Here is a 19,568-nt window from a genome sequence, read left to right as displayed (position 1 = left end):
GAAGCAGCGGCTTAGCCCCGCAGGCGGCGCCGAGTCCGCCCCCGGCCCTTGAGCGCCATGGCGACGAGCGCCAGCGCCGCAACGCCAATCGCCACCTTGCGTGCGGCCCCCATCGGGTTATGCCTGAGCTCGGCTCGGCCGCCCATTTCGGCATAGATGTTGGGCACGTGCCCGCGCGAGATGTCTTCAATGAGGCCCTCGCCCATCTGCACCCGGTCTGCCAGCAGCAGCATGAGCCAGTGCCGAAGGTCGTTTTCCGAATGCCGGAACGCCAGGCGCCGCAGTCGGCCGCTCAGGCCCGACGGCGGCAAGGTGCTACCGAAGATGGGCGTGATGCCGGGGCGCTCGGTCGAATGAAGCACCTCCGCATGCGAGTGCTGCTGCTCTGGTGGCTCCACCGGGTGCGGCAGCCGCGGCGGCGTGCGCTCCTTGGGGTAGGCCGGGCGCATGGCGGGGTCGAGGTCGGCGCCCCAGCCGATGATGTGCGCATGGCTGGGCGACGGCGAACGGGTGTTCGAAGGATCTGGCATGTTCATTGGTGCGCTCCAGTCGATCAAAGGCTTGCGGCCGCGGTGGTGGTTTCGCGCACCATGCCCGGCGGCACCAGCACGGTCTTGATGCAGTTGTCGAGCTTGCTCGAGAAGATGTGATACGCGTCGGCCACGTCGCGCAGGTCGATGCGGTGCGAGATCACGCGGCGCGGCTCCAGCCGGCCGGCCTGGATGTGCTCGATGAGGCGCGGCAGATGCCGCTTCACGCTGGCCTGGTTCATGCGCAGCGTGAGCCCCTTGTTCACCGCGTTCCCGATGGGCACCGCGTTGAAGGTGGGCCCGTAGACGCCGACGATCGATACGGTGCCGCCCTTGCGAACCGAATTGATGCACCAGTGCAGCACCGTGGCCGCACCGCCCTGCAGCTTGAGCTTGACGCCCAGCAGCGTCTGCGCAAAGTTGCCGGCCGCCTCGCAGCCCACGCAGTCGATGCACACATCGGCACCGAGGCCGTCGGTCATCTTCTTGATGTGGATCGCCATGTCGCCCACCTGCTTGAAGTCGATGACCTCGCACTGCGCGTACGAGCGCACGAACTCCAGCCGGTACTCGACATGGTCCACCACGATCACGCGGCCCGCGCCCAGCAGCCAGGCCGACTTGGCCGCGAAGATGCCGATCGGCCCCGCGCCGAAGATCACCACCGTGTCGCCCTCGCGTATGCCGCCCATCTCGGCGGCCTGGTAGCCGGTGGGCAATGCGTCGGTCAGCAGCACGGCATCATCCAGGTCCATGTCGGCCGGAATGACGGTGGGCCCCACGTCCGCCATGGGCACGCGCACGTATTCGGCCTGCCCGCCGTCGTAGCCGCCCGCCGTGTGCGAGTAGCCGAAGATGCCGCCCACCGCCGTGGCCTCGGGGTTGGTCGAGTGGCAATTGCCGTACAGTTCCTTCTGGCAGAAGTAGCAGCTGCCGCAGAAGATGTTGAACGGCACCAGCACGTGGTCGCCCGGTTTCAAGTGCTGCACCGCCGAGCCCACCTCTTCGACCACGCCCGTGAACTCATGCCCGAAGGTGGAGCCGATGCGCGTGTCTGGCACCAGGCCGTGGTACAGGTGCAGATCGGACCCGCAAATGCATGAGCGCGTCACCCGCACGATGGCGTCGCCGGGATGCTCGATCTCGGGTTCGGGCTTGTGCACCGCGCGAATCCTGTAGGGGCCGCGGTAGTTCATTGCCAGCATCGGTTGCTCCTTCTTGATTACGGGGCCAGCATCTGCGCAGGGTGAGTGCGCCGCGCAAGCAGAGACCCACAGGCCTCGTCGGACAGCGCCCACATTGCGTCAAGTGCCGGCACGCGCCGGCCAGTCGCGCCCGAGTTCGCGGTGAATGGCCGAGGCCGCAATGGCCGCGCCACCCATGGCCACCGCAATCTGGTTGAGGCCGGCGGACACATCGCCCGCCGCATACAGGCCCGGCACGGTCGTCGCATGATGGGCATCGACGTGGACGTAACCCGTGTCGTCGACCGATGCACCAAGGGCCACTGCAAGCTGCGAATGCACGGTCAGGCCCAGCGCGCAGTAGAGCGTGTCGCATAGCGTGCGGGTGCCTGCATGCGTCAGTTCGACGCGTTCGCCGCTTCTTCGTATGGCGTCCACCGGCGCGTCGTTCCACCGAATGCCGGCCTCGGCCAGGCGGCTGCGTTCTTCCTCAGCAAGGCCGGGTCCGCCCTGCGCCATGAACAGTGTGATGTCGGCACTGAAGTGCCGAAGGTAGATTGCTTCCGCCACGCCGGCCGGGCCGTTGGCATACACGCCGACGGCCTTGCCGACCACCTCGTAGGCATCGCACACCGGGCAATAGCGCAGCGCGCCGGCGTCCAGCGCGGCGCGCACGTGCGGCATGGCGGGTGGAATATCCGTTACGCCGGTGGCAAGCAGCACCCGCCTGCCCGCAATGGGCCCCTCCTGGGTGTCCAGGCGAAAACCGTCCGGCGTGCGCTCCGCCCGCTCGACAAAGGCTTGGGTGATGCGGACCGGATAGCTGCGCAGCTGAGCCCGCAGCATGTCGCGCACCTGCGCACCCGGTATTCCTCCAACGAAGCCGGGATAGTTGTGCGAGCGCGGGATCTTCTCGATCCTGCTCTGGCCCGCATCGACCAGCACCACCGAGCGCCGGAAGCGGGCCAGGTAGATGGCCGCCATGAGCCCGGCCGGCCCACCGCCGACAACGACCGCATCGGCGATGGGTTCGGAATGGTCCTGCACGATGAAGCTCGCCTTCCGCCTGGCTTAGCGTCCTGCGGCTACACCTTGGGCTTGCCCAGCTCGGTGGCCAGCTCGTCGAGGATGGCATCGTCCGACATGCCCAGCTCCGCACCCGTTGGCGGATTGCCGGTCGGGTCTGAAGCCGTGCGCGTGGCCATGGCCTCCACCGCCGCCTGGTCTTCGGCGGTGAGCTGCACGCTGGGCTCGCCAGAGCCACCGTCCACTGCCATCTGCTGCTTCGGATCGCTGGCGTAGTCCCATTTTTCGCCCTGGTTCCAGGGCCCGCGTACCTCGCCGCCCTTGGACATGTCGAAGTAGACCTTGGTGAACTCAGGCATGCCCGGCAGCTTGCCCGGCGGGAAGTTGGGCTGGATTGCGTAGAGCGCCTTCTCGAATGACTTCTGGTGCGCAATCTCGCGCGTCATCAGAAAGCCCAGCGCCTCCTTCACACCCGGATCGTCCGTCAGGTTGATGAGCCGCTCATAGACGATCTTGGCGCGCGCTTCCGCCGCGATGTTGGAGCGCAAGTCGGCCGTGGGCTCGCCGATGGTGTCGATGTAGGCGGCCGTCCACGGTACGCCCGCCGAGTTGACCAGCGCGGGGCCGCCGCCGTAGAGCACCTGCGTCACGTGGCTGTCGTTGCCCGCACCCGTGATGCTGCGGAAAGCCTCCGCCTCGGCGTCCACCCCTTCGGCAAGGCGGCCCTTGGCGCCCTTGTTGAGCATGGCGACGATGGTGCCGATGACTTCCAGGTGGCTCAGCTCTTCAGTGGCAATGTCGAACAGCATGTCCTTGCGGCCAGGATCGTCCTCGCCGACGGCCTGCGTGAAATAGCGGCAGGCCGCGGCCAGCTCGCCCTGAGGGCCGCCGAACTGTTCGAGCATGAGATTGGCAAGGCCGGGATTGGTCTCGCTGACGCGCACGGTGTATTGCAGTCGCTTGTTGTGAGAGAACATGCGTGAACTCCTTGAAAAAGGATTTTTATGTTGCAGGCTCCGGTTCACTCCGGACTCGGCATGCGCGCCACTCTGCTGTAGGCTGAATCCGGCTCCGGGTTACCGCATGTGTGTCCCTTCTTGCCCCGGGTGCGGATGCAACGACCTGCCCGCCTCGATACAAAAGTCGATGAGCGCAGTGATCTCGGTGGTCTTGTCGAAGAACGCATCGGCACCTGTTTCGGCCGCACGTTCCCGTACAGGGTCGCGCGCATAGTTCGACATCAGAACCACCTGCTGGTGCGAAGAACGCACCGCGCAGCGCCGCAAGATGTTGAAGCCGTGGCCGCGCTCCAGGAAAAGGTCGATCAGCGCCAGGTCCCAATCCTGCGGGTGCGTATCCAGCCAGCCGATGGCCTCTTCTTCCGTCGCCGCGGCAAATACGATCTCCAGCCGCGGAATCGCCCGCAAGACTTGTCCGAGATGCTCGCGCATGGCGGCATCGTCTTCCGCCAGGAAAACTCTCATCGAAGGCTCTCTCCCTCCGGCTCTTGCGCTCTTTCTTCGTCGAGCGGCGGCGCGTCGAAAGGCTCGGTGTAGCGAACGACCCATTCGATGATCCGCTTTGCCGCGTCTTCCCGGCACGAAGGCGCACCGCTGCCCAGGAAGCCGTGCGTCTCGCCCGGGTAGAGCACCAGCTCCGCCGGCGTGTCGCCCGCGCGCGCAAGAGACACGAACAGCTCTTCCGACTGGCACTTCGGGCAGCGTTCATCTTCCTTGCCTTGCATGAAAAGCGTGGGGGTCGCCGACTTTTCGATGTGCTGCAGCGGGGACAGCCTGGCGGCAAGCTTGCGGTCGAACACCGGAGAGCTGGCCATGTAGAACGGGTCGGCGTAGTAGCCGCCGTCCGAGGTGCCGTAGTGGGTCTCGATGTTGCCGACAGGCGCCATCACCACCGCGGCGGCGAATGCGTCGGAGTTGCCGGTGGCAAAGCCGCTCAGATAGCCGCCATACGACTTGCCCGAGATGGCCACCCGGCCGTCCGACACGCCATCGGCGCGCAGCTGCCTTAGCGCCGCGAGGTGCTGCGGCAAGTCGTGCCTGCCCCAGTGCCCCGCAAGCCGCCGGCAGAACTCGCGGCCATAGCTGGCCGAGCCCACGGCGTTCAGCGCAAGCACCGCCCAGCCCCTGGCGCACAGCACCTGCCAGAAGACGTTGGTGTCGAAGTCGAGCAGCGCGTAGCTTGCAGGCCCGCCGTGCACATCGTTCAACAACGGCTGAGGCTGCGTGCTGCCGGGCGCCCGAAGCAGCCAGCCCTCGATGTGTTCGGTGCCGCCGAGGCCGTCCGGCACCTCGAACTCCATTGCGCGCACCTCGATGCCCGGGCGGTCGTGCCACCAGGGATTCAAGCGGCTCAGCTGGCGTTCCCGGCCCGGCTCGCCGGTGCCGCTTTCTTCTTCGCCGCGCGGCCGCGTCCACAGTTCGCTGGGCAGCGAGGGATGGTCCACGCTGTAGACGAAATGCCGCTCGGTGCAGCCGAAGACCCCCAGCTGCCGGTCACCGCCGGCGAGCACCCGCAGCGACTCGCGCGCCACGTCGAGCGCGACGATCTGGTGTCGCCCGCGATGCGCCCGCGTGAACACCAGGCAGCTGCCGTCGGAGGTCCATTGAACCGAACCGGGGTCGGCCACGTCCACCGTGTCCTCGCAGAGGCCCCGCACCTTTCCCGAGGCCGCTTCGGCAATCCACAACCGGGGCTCGGCATCGCCTTCTTCGCGCGCACCGGTAAAGGCAATGTGGCGCCCATCGGGCGACCAGCAAGGCTGCATCACGATGGCGTGCTCATGCGTCAGTCGCCGCGCGTTGCGGCCGTCCGCATCGCACACCCAGAGATCGTTGCAATGCGCAAAGCGCCCTTCGCGCGTGCGTGAAAAGGCAATGTGCTTCCCGTCCGGCGAAACATCGAATGCAAGCACGTCGAAAGCGCCGTCCGTCAGCTGGGTGTGCCGCCCGCTCGCCGCATCGAGCCGGAACAGGTGAAACTCGCGCTGCAGCAGATAGCCCACGCCATCTTCCTTGTAGGGAAGCCGCCACGCCACTTCGGGCATGCATTTGCGCGTTTCGGGCGGTTTGCCGTTGGCGCGCGCACCGCGCAGGTCGGGATCTGTCTTCACGGCCGCCGCAACGACCAGCGACTTGCCGTCGGGCGCCCACCGCAGGTTGGAAACGCTCTGCGGAAAGCCTCCGAGCTGCCATGCCTCTCCGCCCTCGCGCCGGATCAGGTGGACCTGCGGCGAGCCGCCGCGGTTCGACAGGAATGCGAGCCGTGTGCCGTCCGGCGACCAGCGCGGCGACTCGTCCCGCCCGGGGCCGCGCGTGAGCTGCAAGGGGGCCGAGCCATCCAGCGCGAAGGTCCAGATGCAGGAGATGTAGCTGTCGTTCTCCCGATCGACCGAGGAGACGGCGCAGGCAGCGAGCTCGAGGCCTGGCGCGCAATGAAGATCCTGGACCTTCTGGTGGAGGTAGAGGTCTTCAACGCTGAAGGGTTGCGTCATTTCGATGCGCTCCGTATTCAGGGATGGCCTCACGCCTGCGATTGGCGCCGAAAGAGGCGCCCGGCGATCTCGTCGTTGGTCATGTGCACGAGGTCCTTGTCCAGTGTTTCCTTCACGCAGCCGGCCACATCGGCCGTCAACGCCTTGCGCAGTTCGCCCAGGAAGCGCGGCGCCGCAATGATGCGCAGTTCATCGAAGCGCTGCGCCTGACGTGCCCGAGCGAGATGTTCGGCCACGCGCCTTGCGAAGCCCGCTGCCTCGAGGTGCTTTTCGCTCTCACCCGCCGAGGCCGTTGCGTTCGCCGTGCTTCGCAGGCGGTGCGGCGTGTTGGGACGTGCGCTGTGGGTGGCGCTGCCTGCGCGGCGGCCTTGCGCATCGCGGTTCAGGTCGGCTTCGCGCGCGTGCGCCGCGGGGTCCGTCAGTTCTTCGACGCTTTCCAACTCGTCGGGTTTCTTCGAACGCGCAAGAATGCGCGCAATCGCTTCGTCGGCAACGACGATCCAGCTCTTCGTCATGTCGGCTCCTTCCTTGACGATGGCTGGAAGGCGGCAACCCGCGTGCCCGGAACTATTGACCCGAGCCGATGGCCGACGGGTACACCGCAGGTAAGAGATGCCGTCAAAAAAGCTGCGGCCGCGCAGTGGAAGCCGTCCTGCACGGCATGCACTTTCCGTCCGACCTACCGCCGTGCCTGCTGCAGGAGGATGGCCGTTGCCGAAACAGCAGGAGCACCAGTCATGAATCGGAAGCAAACGTCCGCCACGCCGGCGGAATCCGCGCCCCTCACGCCGGGCAAGCTGCCGCTCGAGGCCGAGGTACGCGCAAACGACCTCGAGTTGGACGAATCGACGACGCCGGAAGAGGCGGCAGACATGGGCGATGACGAGGCGCAGCCCGGCAAGGGCGAGAACGCGCCGGGTTTCCTCAAGCGCCGGAAGCCCTGACAGACGAAGCTGGCACCACAGGGCCCGCGACGCCGCGCAAGCTCATGCAGCGCCGCGGGCCTTGTCGTCTACCGCTGCCGCGGCCCCGCCGGTGACCTGGTCCATCCACCGCAACAGCTCTTCGATGAACCGGCTCTGTGCCGCCTTGCTCGACAGCTCATGATCCGCCCCTTCGAGAAGGCGGTAGTCGAAGGACCGTGCATTCCTGAATGACGCCTTGTAGCTCTTCACTGCGGGATGAGGCACCGTCTCGTCGTCTTCGGATTCGATCAGCAGAACGTCGCCCGAAAACGCTTCGCACGCGGCAAGCGCCGCGTTTTCCTCGGGGCTTCGAACGCTGCGGCGGTAGTGGTCGAGCTCGTCCTTGTCCAGCTTCTCCTTGGGAACGAACCAGTCCTCGTCGCGGTACAGCGCGGGTGAGCGCAGCGCCATCCACTGAAGCGGCCTTTGGGCGCTCAGCAGGGCGCCAAGATAGCCGCCATAGCTGAACCCGATGAAGGCAACCGCCCTCCCTTCGACCACCTGCTGCGCCACCAGGTCGTCATATGCCGCAACGAGCTCCTTCAGGTGCTGGTCGCGGCTCATTTCATTGCGCGAGCCCTCCTGGCCTCGGTCTCCCGGAAAATCGACGCGGCGCGCGAACCAGCCCTGCTCGTGCAGCGCGGCGCTGATGCGGTCGTATTGTTCGTGCTTGCTGTCGTCCCATCCGGGCACAAGAAGAACCGCGGGCTTCTGCGCGACGCGGTGCTGCAAGACTTCGTGCGTCAATGGCTGCAACGAACCCAGGTCTTTGCTCATGAGCGGGATCCCTCCGATCCTTCCCAATAGGCGACAACGTTCCGCCTGGCTTCGTGCTCGTCGATCCACCGGATGCCCCGCGCCTTGAGGCTTTCGAACAGGTTGTTCCGGTTCTCGAAGTGTCCCGTCGAAAGCAGCGAACACCGAAGCTCGCCTTCCTTGCGCACCTCGGCCACGCCAGAACACTGGCCACCGCTCGCCGTCTTTTCGGAGAAGAAGGCGATCTCCCATCCGTTGTGAAAGTACTGCCCTTGCGGAATGAGCTCCATCGCTGCCCCTGTGCTCTGCGGATCCAACGCAGTGCCATCCCGGCACCGCTACTTAGTGTGAAAAATTTCACGGGATGTCACTGTACACGCGCGGGAATTGATGAGTTACGGCCTGAAGAAAGAGGCGCCAGTTCTCGCTCCGAAGGCCTGAAGGGGCTGCTGCATGCGCCGACCGCAAGTGGTTGACAGGCGACAGATGCAGGTAGCGTCCGACACGGCCGCCCGGGTGGCGAACTTAGATTGGACCGTCTCGCCGAGGCGAAGGCCCTGCCGTTGCCGGGCTGCAAGGAGAACCATGAAAAAAATGCTCGAAACGCGCTCGCGTGCCCTGATGCTTGTGTGCCTGGCGGCGCTTGCCGGGGGTTGTGCCGCTCCGGAAAACCCGGGCATGACACCGACCACGCTCCGCCCGGGCGGCCTTCAAGACCCGCAGTTCGTCACCGCGGCGGCGGGCAACGGCCGCTACGAAGTCCAGGCGTCGCGCCTGGCCATGTACCGCGCCGCAAGCCCCCAGGTGCGAAGCTACGCGCAGATGCTCGTCGACCACCACACGCGGGCCAACAACGAACTCATGGACCTGGTGCGTGCCCGCGGAATGCGTCTGCCCGGCGTGCTTCCGCGCGACAAGGGCGCGAAGCTGGACCGTCTGGCGTCGGCCTCCGGCGGCGAGTTCGACCGCATGTACATCCGCATCGTGGGCATCGAAGACCACCAGGCGGACATCGCGCTGTTCGAGCGCGCAAGCCGCGAGCTTCGCGACCCCGAGTTGCGGGCCTGGGCGAGCAAGACCTTGCCTGCCCTGCGTTCGCATCTGGACGCGGCGCAATCGCTCGGTTCGGCAATGCGCTGATCGTTCAGTCCGCGGCAAGGAAGGCGAGCAACAGCGCATTCACTTCTTCGGGTATCTCGTGGTGCAGCCAGTGCGTGGCGCCCGGCAGGTGAACCACTTCGCACGCGCCGCAGAACGCCGCGCCCGCTTCGGCCAAGCCGCTCGATAGAGCCGGATCTTCGTCGCCCCAGACCACCATTGCCGGAATTTCGATCTGCTGGCTCAGCGGCCGCGCCAGCGGCATTGCCCTGTACCAATTGAGCATGGCGCCGAGTGCGCCTTCCCGCGACCACGCCTCGCGGTACTTGGCCAACGCTGCCTCGTCGAAGGTTCCGGGCGGGCTTCGCCCGGTGAGCGCCAGCGCAAGCAGCGCATGGTCGTTTGCGCTCAGCGCCATCTCGGGCAGCCACGGCATCTGGAAGAAGCCGACGTAGGCGCTGCGCACGGCCTGCAGCGGATGGGTGAGCGCATAGCTTGCCAACGTGGCCGGATGCGGTGCATTCAGAATCGCAAGGCGGCTCAGCCGCTCCGGCGCCCGTGCGGCGAGATGCCATGCAACGATGCCGCCCCAGTCATGCCCCACGACCGCAAAGCGCTCGTGCCCCAGCTCACTGCATATCCCGCACACATCGTCGGCCAGCGTATCGAGCGCGTAGGCGCCGATGCCGCCGGGCTTGTCCGATTCGCCATACCCGCGCTGGTCCGGCGCGATCACGCGCAGGCCGGCACTGGCAAGCGGTTCCATCTGGTGCCGCCAGCCGTACCAGAACTCCGGAAAGCCGTGCAGCAAGACCACCGCGGGCCCGTCCTCCGGTCCGCAGGTCGCCAGGTGAAAGCCGATGCCGTTTGCGGCTACGCGCTGATGGCGGATCAACTGCGCGGCACCAGCCGCATCGGCATGGTCAGGCCGTAGAGGCCCGCCAGTCCGACCAGCACATAGACCACACGGCTGGCCATCGACATCTCGCCGAAGATGGCGGCGACCAGATCGAAGTTGAACGCGCCCACAAGGCCCCAGTTGATCGCCCCGACGATCATCAGGACCAGCGCGATCCAGTCCGCGATGCCGAGAGAGTGTTTGGCGAGTGCCGCGTCGCTGCGAAGGGTAGTGCTCATGCGAAATGCTCCTGCGTTGAGAGAAACCGAGTCAAGGCGGGATGCTCTTCTGCGCAGTGGGCCGCCGCGTAGGAAAAACGCCGGTGCGTGCGTCGGTGCCGCCAGCAGTTGCAAGCCGCTGAGGCAGCCATGCATCGCCGCCGCCTCACGAGTCGGTGGGCCCTCTTCCTACATCTGCAGCTGATCGAGGGAAGAGCATTTTTCCGAACGCCTGAAGGAGTCAGCAAATGCCCCATGAAACCTATGCCGCATGCATTGAAGCCTGCAACGGCTGCGCCACGGCGTGCAACCACTGCGCGGCCTCTTGCCTGAAGGAAAGCGATGTCGCCATGATGGCCAGGTGCATCGCACTGGACATCGACTGCGCGGCAGCATGCCAGTTTGCCGCCGCCGCGATGGCCCGCGGCAGCGAACATGCCAGGTCCATCTGCGCCGTGTGCGCGGACATCTGCCAGGCCTGCGGCGAAGAATGCGCCAAACACAAGGCCGGGCACTGCCAGGCATGCGCCAAGGCATGCCGGGAGTGCGCGGCAGCGTGCCGCTCAATGGCGGGTTGAACCGCCGCTCACTGCGCGGGTTCGATAGCGGTCACGCCGAACGCGCCGTCGATCTTCGCGGCCTGGAAGCGCACCTTCTCGCCGGTGTCGCAATTGACCCGGTGACCCGGCTGCAGGCAGCCGGAATCGACCTTGCCCCCTATCTGCCGGGCGAACGGCAACAAGACCGATGCGGGAATCGGCTCGCGGCCCATCCAACGAAAGAATTACAAGAAACGCTCCTGTAAAAAAGCAGTGGCTTCAAGCGCTTTTGCTCACCTATGATGGCGCCCGCTGCCGCGCAGCGCGCCGATGCAAAGTCGGACCGAAGCAGCGCGGCCAGCTTGATGCACTGACTTTTAATATTCATAAGAAGGGGAGCTCCAATGCACCATCTCAATCTACGTATCGCCGCTTCCGTCATCATGGCTGCCGCCCTCGCGGGCTGCGGAGCCATGAAGGGCGCAGACACGGGCGCGCTTGCGCAAGTCGGCGGCTCGGCCTACAAGGCCATGTCGCTGACCGATGCGGACATTGCAACGATGTCCGACCAGTCTTGCGCCGCAATGGACCAGAAGAACGAAGTCGCACCCGCCAACAGCCGGTACACCACGCGGCTGAACCAGGTGGTGCGCGCAATGCCCACCAGCGTGAACGGCAAGACGGCCAACTACAAGGTCTACCTGACCAAGGACGTGAACGCCTGGGCCATGGCCAACGGCTGCATCCGCGTGTACAGCGGGCTGATGGACCTGATGAACGACGACGAGCTGCGCGGCGTCATCGGCCATGAAATCGGCCACGTGGCGCTGGGCCATTCCAAGTCGCGCATGCAAACCGCCTATGCAGCCTCGGCTGTTCGGGGCCTTGCCAGCGCAGCCGGCGGCGTCGTGGGCCAGCTGTCGCAATCGCAGGCCGGCGACCTCGGCGAGAAGTTCATCAACGCCCAGTTCTCCCAAACGCAGGAGAGCGCGGCCGACAACTACTCGTTCGACCTGCTGACGGAACGCAAGCTGGAACGCAAGGGCCTGGTGAGCAGCTTCCAGAAGCTCGCCGCACTCAGCAGCGGCAGTTCGGGCAGCTCGATCCTGAGCTCGCACCCGCCGTCGAGCGAGCGCGCTGCGGCAATGCAGAAGCGCCTCGACACCAAGGCCAAGTAAAGGCAAGGGCCGGGGCAATCCCGGCCCTTTTCGCATCAGCGGCGAGCGATCAGCCTCCGGGCGTTCCAGATACAGACACCCCCGCCGCAACCTTGTTCAACGCAGAACCGGCCTCTGCACGCAATGCCGATGCCGACGCCGACCGGTCGTGCTTGATGAGCAGCACCGCAACCATGCCGATGACCGCCGGAATCGCAATGGCGATGAAGTTCTGGTGCAGCGGAAGGTTCATGCCGACCAGCACGCCGATCAGGATCGGCGCGAGGATGGCACCGCTGCGGCCGACTCCCAATGCCCATCCGAGCCCGGTGGCGCGCACGGCCATCGGATAGAACTGGCCGGTGTAGGCGTTGGCCACGATCTGCGTGCCGATGGTCGATGCACCGGCCAACCCTATGAGAATGAACAGCGCCGGCGTCGGCATCTTGTAGCCCAGCAGAGTGAGCGAAACGGCTGCCAGTGCGTACATTCCCGCGAGCACGTACTTGATGTGGAACCGGTCGGCGAGCCACCCGCCCCCGATGGCGCCGACCATCGCACCGACGTTCAGCACCAGAACGAACGTCAATGCCGAGCCCAGGCTGTAGCCCGCACTCGCCATGAGCTTGGTCAACCATGAACTCAGCGCGAAGACCATGAACAGGCACATGAAGAAGGCGATCCAGAACATCACCGTGCTGAATCCGCGGCCGTCGTAGAAGAGGTGCTTGATCGGTGCGCTGTCAGCCCTGTCCTTGGCTGGAACGGCAAAACTGTCGGTCGCCAGCGGCTTGTAGCTCGGCTCGAGCCGCGAGGCGATCTTCTTCAGCTCTTCGTTCCGGCCCCTGGCCAGCAAGAAAGCCATCGACTCCGGAACTGACTTCAGGATCAACGGGATGAGGATCACCGGCAGGCCGGCTGCAAAGAACACCGATTGCCAGCCGTAGGCCTCTATGAGCCCCTTGCCGAGCAACGCCGCAATGATTCCCCCGACGGCATAGCCGCTGAACATCAGCGTGACGAGCGTGGCGCGGATTTTCTTCGGCGAGTACTCGGTCATTTGCGCCACGACGTTCGGCATGACGCCCCCGATGCCGAGCCCGGCAAGGAAACGCATCGCGCTGAATGCGACGGGACTTTCGGCCAGCCCTGCGGCGGCAGTGAAGACGCTGAAGAGTCCGACACAAATGGCGATTGCCCAACGGCGGCCGATCCTGTCGGCAATGGTCCCCATGAAGATGGCGCCGAACATCATGCCGAACAGCGCGGAACTGACCATGAATCCGGCATTGGTCGCGTCGACGCCCATCTTCTTCATGATCGAAGGCAGCGCGATGCCGACGACCGCCAGGTCGTAGCCGTCGAACACGATGATCAGCGCGCACCAGAACAGCACCAGCCCATGAAAGCGGTTGAAGCGGGCATCGTCTGCCAGCTTGTGAAGGTCGATTTGACGCATGACTCTTGTCTCCGGTTCGAATGGCAAAGATGCCTTGTGCGCCGCCCTGGTGTCGCGTGGAGTTGCAGGGTGACCGGCGATGCTGGCGATCATGGGCTTGCCGGTTTGGCAGGTCCAACGCATTTTTCGGATGCCCTCTATGCGGCCTGTGAATGTTGGGGCGGGTCTACCCATGGGCCGCCCCTCCCCGGGCGCATCTGCTCGCCCCTTCATACGATCTTCGAATGCGCGCTATCACCGATCTTTGTTGGACCGTGCCTTTCGGCGCCCATAAATTGACCGCAGGCCAAGCGCCGCTGTGGAGCGGCCGTAAGTCAGGTGTTTGCGGCGAGCCCGCACAAAGGAGATAGCTATGCAAGGAAAGATCGGTCTCGAAGAACATTTCGCGATCCCCGACACGCTGCAGGATTCGGCCGGCTTTGTGCCCGGCGTCTACTGGAAGGAGCTCAGCAGCCGCCTTCTCGACATCCACGACGGACGCCTGCGCCAGATGGATGAGAACGGCATGGAGATGATGATTCTTTCGCTGAACGCGCCCGCCGTTCAGGCGGTGCCCGATCCGGTGAAAGCGTACGAGCTCGCGGTGCGCGCCAACGACTTTCTCGCGGAGCAGGTGGCGAAGCGGCCCGATCGATTCCAGGCGTTTGCCGCGTTGCCGATGCAGGACCCTGAAAAGGCAACGCAGGAACTCGAGCGGTGCATGACCGTGCTTGGCTTTCGCGGTGCGCTGGTCAACGGGTTCTCGCAGGTCGGCACGCCCGACAACGCCGTCTACTACGACGCGCCGCAGTACGCGCCCTTCTGGGCCGCGGTGGAGCGGCTCGATGCGCCGTTCTATCTGCATCCTCGCAACCCGCTCGCAAGCTGGTCGCAGATCTATGAAGGCCATCCGTGGCTGCTCGGCCCCACCTGGGCCTTTGCGCAAGAAACCGCTGTGCATGCGCTGCGCCTCATGGCAAGCGGCCTCTTCGACCGGCACCCCGGGCTCAAGATCATCCTTGGCCACCTGGGCGAAGGCCTGCCCTACAACATGTGGCGTGTCGACCACCGCAACGCCTGGGTCGAATCTCCCAAGGGCTATCCGGCCAAGCGCAAGCTCTGCGACTACTTCCACGAGAACTTCTATCTCACGACCTCGGGCAACTTCCGCACCCAGACATTGATCGATGCGATGCTGGAAGTCGGATCGGACCGGATCTTGTTTTCGACCGATTGGCCTTTCGAGAACGTCGACCATGCGTCGAACTGGTTCAACGACACGAGCATCAGCGAGGCCGACCGGAAGAAGATCGGCCGCACCAACGCGTTGTCGCTGTTCAAGCTGCCCCATTCCTGAGCCACGCGAAAAGGCAGGCACGCATGATCGATATCGACGAGTGGACCATCACCGGCGCTGCATTGAAGGCGCAGGGCGCCGCACCCAACCCGCGCCTGAAGGCCGTGATGGACAGCCTGGTGCGGCATCTTCACGATTTCGCACGCGAGGTGCAGCTCACCGAAGCCGAGTGGGCATTGGGCATCGACTTTCTCACGAGTGCCGGAAAGATCACCGACGACAAACGCCAGGAGTTCATCCTGCTGTCCGACGTGCTGGGCCTTTCGACCCTCGTCACCGCACAGTGCAACCGGCGCCCCGCGGGCTGCACCGAGGCCACAGTGTTCGGCCCCTTCTACGTGCCCGACGCGCCCGAGTACAGCAACGGCGACGACATCTCCAACGGTGCGAGCGGTGAACCCTGCTTCGTCGGCGGAAGCATCCGCGGGATCGGCGGCGAGCGCATAGCCAATGCAAGCATCGACGTATGGCAGTCCGACGATGAAGGCTGGTACGACGTGCAGCGCCCTGAGCTGGACCATGCGCAGGGCCGGGGCCATCTGAGAAGCCTTGACGACGGGCGCTATCACTTCAAGTCCATCGTGGCGGTGCCCTATGCCATTCCTCACGACGGGCCGGTGGGCCAGTTGCTGCAAAAACTCGGCCGCCACCCGTGGCGCCCCGCGCACCTGCATTTCATGATCAAGGCGCCGGGCTACGAGACTCTGATCACCCACGTGTTCCGCTCGGGCGGAAGCTACCTGGGCTCGGACGCCGTATTCGGCGTGCGCTCTTCGCTCATCGCCGACTGGAAGCGCCACGAGCCCGGCGTCGCGCCGGACGGAGAGCGCATGGATGTGCCGTTCTACACGCTCGACTACGACTTCGTGCTGAACCCCGTAGCGCAGGACTAGAAGCATGGACCGCTTCGTCTACACCGCGAGCCCTTCGCGCATCGTCTTCGGTGCGGACAGCATCGACCAGCTTCCGGCGGAGATCGATCGCGTCGGCGCCCGGCGCGCTCTCGTCCTGTGCACGCCCAACCAGCGCGGCCAGGCCGAGGCCATTGCCGACCGGCTTCCCGGCCGCGTTGCATTCATCTTCGACGAAGCCGCCATGCATGTGCCGATCGAGATTGCGCGCAAGGCACGCACGGTCGCTTCGGAGCTGAAGGCGGACTGCGCCCTGGCTGTCGGCGGCGGATCCACCATTGGCCTCGGAAAGGCCATTGCCCTGGAGTCCGGCCTCCCCATCATTGCTGTGCCCACGACCTACGCGGGCAGCGAAGTAACGCCCATCTACGGCATTACCGAAGACGGCCTGAAGAAGACCGGGCGCGATCCGCGCGTGCTTCCGAGCGTGGTGGTCTACGACCCCAGGCTCACGCTGTCGCTGCCCTTAGATCTGACCGTGACGAGCGCGATCAATGCGATGGCCCACGCGGCAGAAGGCCTGTATGCGCACGACGGAAATCCGGTAATCGCATTGATGGCCGAAGAAGGCATCCGCGCGTGCGCAGCATCGTTGCAGCCGCTTCAGGACAACCCGCACGACCTGCCCGCGCGCAGCCTGGCGCTCTACGGCGCCTGGCTCTGCGGCACGGTGCTGGGCGCGGTGTCGATGGGCCTGCACCACAAGCTGTGCCACACCCTGGGCGGCACCTTCGACCTTCCGCATGCGCAAGTGCATACGGTGGTTCTTCCGCATGCGCTCAGGTACAACGCCGCCGCGGCGCCGGACGCCATGGCGCGCATCGCAAGAGCCCTGGGCGTCGAGGATGCGGCAATGGGCCTTTTCGAACTGGCAAGAACCCATGGCGCTCCCGTTTCGCTGAAGGCGCTCGGCATGCCGGCAGATGGACTTGAAAAGGCCGCGGAATATGCGGCTTCGAACCAATATCCGAATCCGCGCCCGCTCGAAAGGGAGGCGCTGCGCGCTCTGCTCGACCGCGCCATGGATGGCGCGCCGCCAAGGCCTTGAGCATCACCTGCTCCGCGTTTGCGGCGACACAAGCTCGCGGCTCGACCGCTCGTGGAAGAGACCGAATATCAGCTCACGCAACCAGCGGTTGCCGCTGTCCTGATGAAAACGCTCGTGCCATTGCTGGCGTATTTCGAAGGGCGTGACATCGAAGGGAGCCTCGACACTGTGCAGGTCCGCGCGTGACGCCACCATCGCCTTGGCAAGGCGGGCCGGTGCGGTCAGCAACAGGCCCGAGGTGGCGACGATCGTCGCCAGGCCCAACGAGTGGGCGGCGGTCAGGACGACCCGCCGCCGGTCGAGCGCACCCGCCCTCTCCAGGGTTTGCTGTAGCTGCGAATCGGTTGTTCCCTGCGGGCGGTAGGCGATGTGTTCGGCCGCAAGATAGTCGTCCAGTTCGATGCGCTCGCGGGTGCCCAGGGGCGATGCCTTCGACATCAGGACGACAAATGTCTCGTCGAACAGCCGCTGTTGATAGAACGACGGGCCCATCGACTCCCAACTGCCCAGCGCGATGTCGACCTGGCCATGGAGCATTCGCTGCCGCGCGTCGGCCATGGAGACGTCCACGGTTTCGAAGCGCACCGCGGGTGCGACGCCGCGCGCGACGGCAAGCAGCTCGGGCATCATGACCAGCTGCCCGATGTCGTTGACCGCAATGCGAAAAATGCGGCCGGACGTCTCCGCCTCGAAGGTCCGGCCTTGATCGACAGCCTGCATCAGGCAGGCGATACCTTCTTCGATGGGGGCGATGAGCCGCTCGGCCACTGGGGTGGGGACCATCCCATCCGCCGACCGCACGAAGAGCGCGTCGTTGAACCGCTCGCGCATGCGCTTGAGTGCGTTGCTCACGGCGGACTGCGTCATGCCGAGGCGGTCGCCCGCGAGCGTGACGCTGCGCGTGGCGTAGATCGCCTGGAACACCAGGAAGAGATTCAGGTCAATGGAGTTGATGTTCACCGCGCCGCCTCCTTTACCGAGCGTTACTCGTTGTCCAGGACCGCCAGGTTGTCGTAGACCATCCGAAGCATGTCGCGCAGGGATTCGGCCTGTGCGGCAGTCAGTCCGGACAACGATATGCGCTCGTACACCTGCGCCAGCGGGATGATTCGCAACGTGAGATCGCGCCCCGCATCGGTGAGGCTCAGCGCGAGCGCGCGGGCGTCCTCGTCCGACCGGTCGCGCACCAGCACGCCGCGCTGCAAAAGACCGTCGACCACCCGCGAGAGCGTGGAAGGGTCCGTGGATGTGTGCAGCGCAAGATCGGAGAGCCGCTGGTGCGCCTTGTGGTGCAGCGCGACGCAAACCCGCCATTCGGTGAGCGAGAGCTTGAACTGCTTCAGCTCCTTGCTGAATGACTGTCCCATTCGCATACCTGCGCGTGCAAGCAGGTACGGAATGGCCCGCTCCAGATCGTGATCCGCTGATTTATCTGCGATTGCATTCAATTTTTGAGGGGTCTCGGCACGTGTTCCACGTGCTGGGCGAGCTCCCTGCTCGGATAACTTTCTTTTAGCCATGACGAATGCTACAAGCGAATCGCGTCATGGATATAGCGTAAACCCCAAGCATTTATTATTTGCATTTGCAAGTTTCATGAGCTTCAATCAAGGCCTGCCTGCCGAGTTCCCCACCCACCTTATCCGGAGACAACCATGACTGAAGCCGTGAACCCCTTCGCCCGCCTGGACCGCGTCGACCTCCCCGCTCCGGGCCGCAAGTCACCCGTGAGGGATGCACCTCCCATCGAAAAAATAGTTGCGTCCGCAAGCAACTTGGTTCCAATGCTTCGAGAGCGTGCGCAGCGTACCGAACAGGATCGACGCGTTTCCGAGGAAACCACGCGCGCGTTTCACGAGGCAGGCTTCTTCAGGCTGATGCAGCCTGCGCGCTACGGCGGCTACGAGTACGGCTTTACCGCGTTCATCGACGTGGTCAGCGAATTGGCGCGGGGCTGCACATCGTCGTCCTGGGGCTGCTCACTGGGCGCCATTCACCAATGGCTGGTCGCGATCTTTCCGGAACAGGCACAGGACGACGTCTGGCGCAAGGACCCGAGTGCGATCGTTTGCGGCTCGTATGCGCCCGCGACCATGGCCGAGAAGGTGGACGGCGGCTACCTCGTGCAAGGCAAGTGGCTCTTCGCATCCAACGTGGACAACTCCCAGTGGGCACTGCTGGGCGTTCAGTTTCCGCCTGAAGAAAAAGGCGCGCCACCCAGTGCCGGCTTCCTGCTCGCGCCGCGAGCAGACTGGGCCATCGAGGACAACTGGCATGTGGCCGGCCAGGCAGGTACAGGCTCGAAGGCGATCGTGATCGACAAGCCGTTGTTCGTTCCGGGACACCGCAAGCTGACCTTTGCGGAAGCTTCGTCCAACAGCCCACCCGGCGCCGTGGTCAACACGAATCCGATCTACCGCATTCCCTTTCTTTCGGCAGTACCGGTTTGCCTTGTGTCGCCGATCATCGGCACCGCACAAGGCGCGGTCGACGAGCTGATCGAGTTGGCCGGCACGCGCGTCACCCGAGGGGCGGTTGCCGGAGGCGGCAGCAGGCTGAGCGAGTTCTTTCCAGTGCAGTCGCGGCTTGCCGAAGCCTCGGCCAGCGTCGACGCGGCGCGGCTCCTGCTCTATCGCGACACCGCCCAGGTGGAGCAGATGGCGCTCGACGGCCAGGTCATCAGCATCGAGCAGCGAATCCGGAACCGGCGCGACCATGCGTTTGCCGCGCGGCTCTCGCGCGATGCTGTCGAAGCGGTATTTGCCAGCGTAGGAGGTGCCGGGCTGTCGCTGAACCAGCCGATCCAGCGCATGTGGCGCGACACGAACGCCATCTCGCGCCACATCAGCCTCAACTGGGACGCCGTCTCTTCGATGGTGGGCCAATACCTGCTCGGCCTGGAGCCGAAGGGCCAGTACTGACTGGAGCAGCA

At 65.1% G+C, this 19,568-nt stretch carries 23 protein-coding genes; 8 read left to right on the top strand and 15 right to left on the bottom strand.

The features are described 5' to 3' along the window. Positions 1 to 11: 11 nt before the first annotated feature. The 7 genes from GOQ09_RS05195 to GOQ09_RS05165 all read right to left on the bottom strand — a co-directional run bounded on the left by GOQ09_RS05195 (position 12) and on the right by GOQ09_RS05165 (position 6,766). Positions 12 to 536, bottom strand: a complete 525-nt coding sequence (locus GOQ09_RS05195; protein WP_157612254.1) for a hypothetical protein — start codon at positions 534 to 536, stop codon at positions 12 to 14. Positions 537 to 553: 17 nt separating this feature from the next. After that, positions 554 to 1,735, bottom strand: coding sequence for a zinc-dependent alcohol dehydrogenase (locus GOQ09_RS05190; protein WP_157612252.1), 1,182 nt, complete (start codon positions 1,733 to 1,735; stop codon positions 554 to 556). Positions 1,736 to 1,834: 99 nt separating this feature from the next. After that, entirely contained in the window at positions 1,835 to 2,761 is a 927-nt protein-coding gene (locus GOQ09_RS05185; RefSeq protein WP_242631003.1) for an NAD(P)/FAD-dependent oxidoreductase, read from the bottom strand. Between the two features lie 38 nt (positions 2,762 to 2,799). Next, complete coding sequence (locus GOQ09_RS05180) at positions 2,800 to 3,717, bottom strand: manganese catalase family protein (protein ID WP_157612250.1); 918 nt, start codon at positions 3,715 to 3,717, stop codon at positions 2,800 to 2,802. A 99-nt stretch (positions 3,718 to 3,816) separates the two neighbouring features. After that, positions 3,817 to 4,224 (bottom strand): response regulator, encoded by a 408-nt coding sequence (locus GOQ09_RS05175; protein ID WP_157612248.1) that lies wholly within the window; start codon positions 4,222 to 4,224, stop codon positions 3,817 to 3,819. Beyond that, complete coding sequence (locus GOQ09_RS05170; protein WP_157612246.1) at positions 4,221 to 6,251, bottom strand: S9 family peptidase; 2,031 nt, start codon at positions 6,249 to 6,251, stop codon at positions 4,221 to 4,223. Before GOQ09_RS05170 ends, GOQ09_RS05175 begins: the two co-directional genes overlap by 4 nt. A 29-nt stretch (positions 6,252 to 6,280) precedes the next feature. Next, positions 6,281 to 6,766, bottom strand: coding sequence for a host attachment protein (locus tag GOQ09_RS05165; protein ID WP_157612244.1), 486 nt, complete (start codon positions 6,764 to 6,766; stop codon positions 6,281 to 6,283). 222 nt (positions 6,767 to 6,988) lie between these two features. On the opposite strand from GOQ09_RS05165, the gene GOQ09_RS05160 reads away from it, so the two are divergent. Then, positions 6,989 to 7,195 (top strand): hypothetical protein, encoded by a 207-nt coding sequence (locus tag GOQ09_RS05160; protein ID WP_157612241.1) that lies wholly within the window; start codon positions 6,989 to 6,991, stop codon positions 7,193 to 7,195. A 42-nt stretch (positions 7,196 to 7,237) separates the two neighbouring features. On the opposite strand, the gene GOQ09_RS05155 is transcribed toward GOQ09_RS05160, so the two are convergent. Beyond that, the gene (locus GOQ09_RS05155; protein WP_157612239.1) at positions 7,238 to 7,993 is read right to left on the bottom strand and encodes an alpha/beta hydrolase family protein; all 756 of its coding nucleotides are present in this window, start codon (positions 7,991 to 7,993) and stop codon (positions 7,238 to 7,240) included. Then, positions 7,990 to 8,262 carry a hypothetical protein gene (locus GOQ09_RS05150; RefSeq protein WP_157612236.1) on the bottom strand — a complete coding sequence of 91 codons (273 nt, stop codon included), beginning with the start codon at positions 8,260 to 8,262 and terminating at the stop codon, positions 7,990 to 7,992. The genes GOQ09_RS05155 and GOQ09_RS05150 overlap by 4 nt, the downstream gene beginning before the upstream one ends. A 295-nt stretch (positions 8,263 to 8,557) precedes the next feature. On the opposite strand from GOQ09_RS05150, the gene GOQ09_RS05145 reads away from it, so the two are divergent. Beyond that, positions 8,558 to 9,112, top strand: coding sequence for a DUF4142 domain-containing protein (locus GOQ09_RS05145; RefSeq protein ID WP_157612234.1), 555 nt, complete (start codon positions 8,558 to 8,560; stop codon positions 9,110 to 9,112). 4 nt (positions 9,113 to 9,116) lie between these two features. Here the strand turns inward: GOQ09_RS05145 and GOQ09_RS05140 are convergent, their stop codons facing one another. Beyond that, positions 9,117 to 9,965, bottom strand: a complete 849-nt coding sequence (locus GOQ09_RS05140) for an alpha/beta fold hydrolase (protein ID WP_157612232.1) — start codon at positions 9,963 to 9,965, stop codon at positions 9,117 to 9,119. Further along, the gene (locus GOQ09_RS05135; protein ID WP_157612230.1) at positions 9,962 to 10,207 is read right to left on the bottom strand and encodes a DUF378 domain-containing protein; all 246 of its coding nucleotides are present in this window, start codon (positions 10,205 to 10,207) and stop codon (positions 9,962 to 9,964) included. Before GOQ09_RS05135 ends, GOQ09_RS05140 begins: the two co-directional genes overlap by 4 nt. 227 nt (positions 10,208 to 10,434) lie before the next feature. Between GOQ09_RS05135 and GOQ09_RS26285 the strand changes: the two genes are divergently transcribed. Next, positions 10,435 to 10,764, top strand: coding sequence for a four-helix bundle copper-binding protein (locus tag GOQ09_RS26285; RefSeq protein WP_157612227.1), 330 nt, complete (start codon positions 10,435 to 10,437; stop codon positions 10,762 to 10,764). Positions 10,765 to 10,772: 8 nt separating this feature from the next. Here GOQ09_RS26285 and GOQ09_RS05125 read toward each other — a convergent pair whose 3' ends face one another. Next, on the bottom strand, positions 10,773 to 10,958 hold the full coding sequence (locus GOQ09_RS05125) for a hypothetical protein (RefSeq protein WP_157612225.1): 186 nt from the start codon (positions 10,956 to 10,958) through the stop codon (positions 10,773 to 10,775). A 171-nt stretch (positions 10,959 to 11,129) separates the two neighbouring features. Here GOQ09_RS05125 and GOQ09_RS05120 point away from each other — a divergent pair, with 171 nt between their 5' ends. Further along, positions 11,130 to 11,903 carry a M48 family metalloprotease gene (locus GOQ09_RS05120; protein ID WP_157612223.1) on the top strand — a complete coding sequence of 258 codons (774 nt, stop codon included), beginning with the start codon at positions 11,130 to 11,132 and terminating at the stop codon, positions 11,901 to 11,903. Positions 11,904 to 11,952: 49 nt separating this feature from the next. Here the strand turns inward: GOQ09_RS05120 and GOQ09_RS05115 are convergent, their stop codons facing one another. Further along, a complete protein-coding gene (locus tag GOQ09_RS05115; protein WP_157612221.1) occupies positions 11,953 to 13,341 on the bottom strand; it encodes an MFS transporter in 1,389 nt (462 codons plus the stop codon). 352 nt (positions 13,342 to 13,693) lie between these two features. Here GOQ09_RS05115 and GOQ09_RS05110 point away from each other — a divergent pair, with 352 nt between their 5' ends. From GOQ09_RS05110 to GOQ09_RS05100, 3 genes are read left to right on the top strand one after another with little or no spacing between them, the layout of a single operon-like run. Next, on the top strand, positions 13,694 to 14,677 hold the full coding sequence (locus tag GOQ09_RS05110; RefSeq protein ID WP_157612219.1) for an amidohydrolase family protein: 984 nt from the start codon (positions 13,694 to 13,696) through the stop codon (positions 14,675 to 14,677). A 23-nt stretch (positions 14,678 to 14,700) separates the two neighbouring features. Then, entirely contained in the window at positions 14,701 to 15,570 is an 870-nt protein-coding gene (locus GOQ09_RS05105; protein ID WP_157612217.1) for an intradiol ring-cleavage dioxygenase, read from the top strand. Positions 15,571 to 15,574: 4 nt separating this feature from the next. After that, positions 15,575 to 16,636 (top strand): maleylacetate reductase, encoded by a 1,062-nt coding sequence (locus tag GOQ09_RS05100; RefSeq protein WP_157612215.1) that lies wholly within the window; start codon positions 15,575 to 15,577, stop codon positions 16,634 to 16,636. 3 nt (positions 16,637 to 16,639) lie between these two features. Here GOQ09_RS05100 and GOQ09_RS05095 read toward each other — a convergent pair whose 3' ends face one another. Beyond that, positions 16,640 to 17,596 carry a LysR family transcriptional regulator gene (locus GOQ09_RS05095; RefSeq protein ID WP_157612213.1) on the bottom strand — a complete coding sequence of 319 codons (957 nt, stop codon included), beginning with the start codon at positions 17,594 to 17,596 and terminating at the stop codon, positions 16,640 to 16,642. Positions 17,597 to 17,619: 23 nt separating this feature from the next. Further along, on the bottom strand, positions 17,620 to 18,156 hold the full coding sequence (locus GOQ09_RS05090) for a MarR family winged helix-turn-helix transcriptional regulator (RefSeq protein ID WP_431769298.1): 537 nt from the start codon (positions 18,154 to 18,156) through the stop codon (positions 17,620 to 17,622). A gap of 135 nt (positions 18,157 to 18,291) precedes the next feature. Here GOQ09_RS05090 and GOQ09_RS05085 point away from each other — a divergent pair, with 135 nt between their 5' ends. Continuing rightward, on the top strand, positions 18,292 to 19,557 hold the full coding sequence (locus GOQ09_RS05085) for an acyl-CoA dehydrogenase family protein (protein WP_157612209.1): 1,266 nt from the start codon (positions 18,292 to 18,294) through the stop codon (positions 19,555 to 19,557). The last annotated feature ends 11 nt before the right edge of the window (positions 19,558 to 19,568 follow it).

Source organism: Variovorax paradoxus, assembly GCF_009755665.1.
In the GTDB taxonomy this organism is placed as follows: Bacteria; Pseudomonadota; Gammaproteobacteria; order Burkholderiales; family Burkholderiaceae_C; genus Variovorax; species Variovorax paradoxus_G.
Note: the sequence above shows the minus strand (reverse complement) of the source record. Positions and strands in the feature narration are given on the sequence as shown.

Coding starts and splice junctions, on each gene's coding strand:
- GOQ09_RS05195 (WP_157612254.1), bottom strand. CDS start 536: ATGAACATGCCAGATCCTTCGAACACCCGTTCGCCGTCGCCCAGCCAT.
- GOQ09_RS05190 (WP_157612252.1), bottom strand. CDS start 1,735: ATGCTGGCAATGAACTACCGCGGCCCCTACAGGATTCGCGCGGTGCAC.
- GOQ09_RS05180 (WP_157612250.1), bottom strand. CDS start 3,717: ATGTTCTCTCACAACAAGCGACTGCAATACACCGTGCGCGTCAGCGAG.
- GOQ09_RS05175 (WP_157612248.1), bottom strand. CDS start 4,224: ATGAGAGTTTTCCTGGCGGAAGACGATGCCGCCATGCGCGAGCATCTC.
- GOQ09_RS05170 (WP_157612246.1), bottom strand. CDS start 6,251: ATGACGCAACCCTTCAGCGTTGAAGACCTCTACCTCCACCAGAAGGTC.
- GOQ09_RS05165 (WP_157612244.1), bottom strand. CDS start 6,766: ATGACGAAGAGCTGGATCGTCGTTGCCGACGAAGCGATTGCGCGCATT.
- GOQ09_RS05160 (WP_157612241.1), top strand. CDS start 6,989: ATGAATCGGAAGCAAACGTCCGCCACGCCGGCGGAATCCGCGCCCCTC.
- GOQ09_RS05155 (WP_157612239.1), bottom strand. CDS start 7,993: ATGAGCAAAGACCTGGGTTCGTTGCAGCCATTGACGCACGAAGTCTTG.
- GOQ09_RS05150 (WP_157612236.1), bottom strand. CDS start 8,262: ATGGAGCTCATTCCGCAAGGGCAGTACTTTCACAACGGATGGGAGATC.
- GOQ09_RS05145 (WP_157612234.1), top strand. CDS start 8,558: ATGAAAAAAATGCTCGAAACGCGCTCGCGTGCCCTGATGCTTGTGTGC.
- GOQ09_RS05135 (WP_157612230.1), bottom strand. CDS start 10,207: ATGAGCACTACCCTTCGCAGCGACGCGGCACTCGCCAAACACTCTCTC.
- GOQ09_RS26285 (WP_157612227.1), top strand. CDS start 10,435: ATGCCCCATGAAACCTATGCCGCATGCATTGAAGCCTGCAACGGCTGC.
- GOQ09_RS05125 (WP_157612225.1), bottom strand. CDS start 10,958: ATGGGCCGCGAGCCGATTCCCGCATCGGTCTTGTTGCCGTTCGCCCGG.
- GOQ09_RS05120 (WP_157612223.1), top strand. CDS start 11,130: ATGCACCATCTCAATCTACGTATCGCCGCTTCCGTCATCATGGCTGCC.
- GOQ09_RS05115 (WP_157612221.1), bottom strand. CDS start 13,341: ATGCGTCAAATCGACCTTCACAAGCTGGCAGACGATGCCCGCTTCAAC.
- GOQ09_RS05110 (WP_157612219.1), top strand. CDS start 13,694: ATGCAAGGAAAGATCGGTCTCGAAGAACATTTCGCGATCCCCGACACG.
- GOQ09_RS05105 (WP_157612217.1), top strand. CDS start 14,701: ATGATCGATATCGACGAGTGGACCATCACCGGCGCTGCATTGAAGGCG.
- GOQ09_RS05100 (WP_157612215.1), top strand. CDS start 15,575: ATGGACCGCTTCGTCTACACCGCGAGCCCTTCGCGCATCGTCTTCGGT.
- GOQ09_RS05090 (WP_431769298.1), bottom strand. CDS start 18,156: ATGGCTAAAAGAAAGTTATCCGAGCAGGGAGCTCGCCCAGCACGTGGA.
- GOQ09_RS05085 (WP_157612209.1), top strand. CDS start 18,292: ATGACTGAAGCCGTGAACCCCTTCGCCCGCCTGGACCGCGTCGACCTC.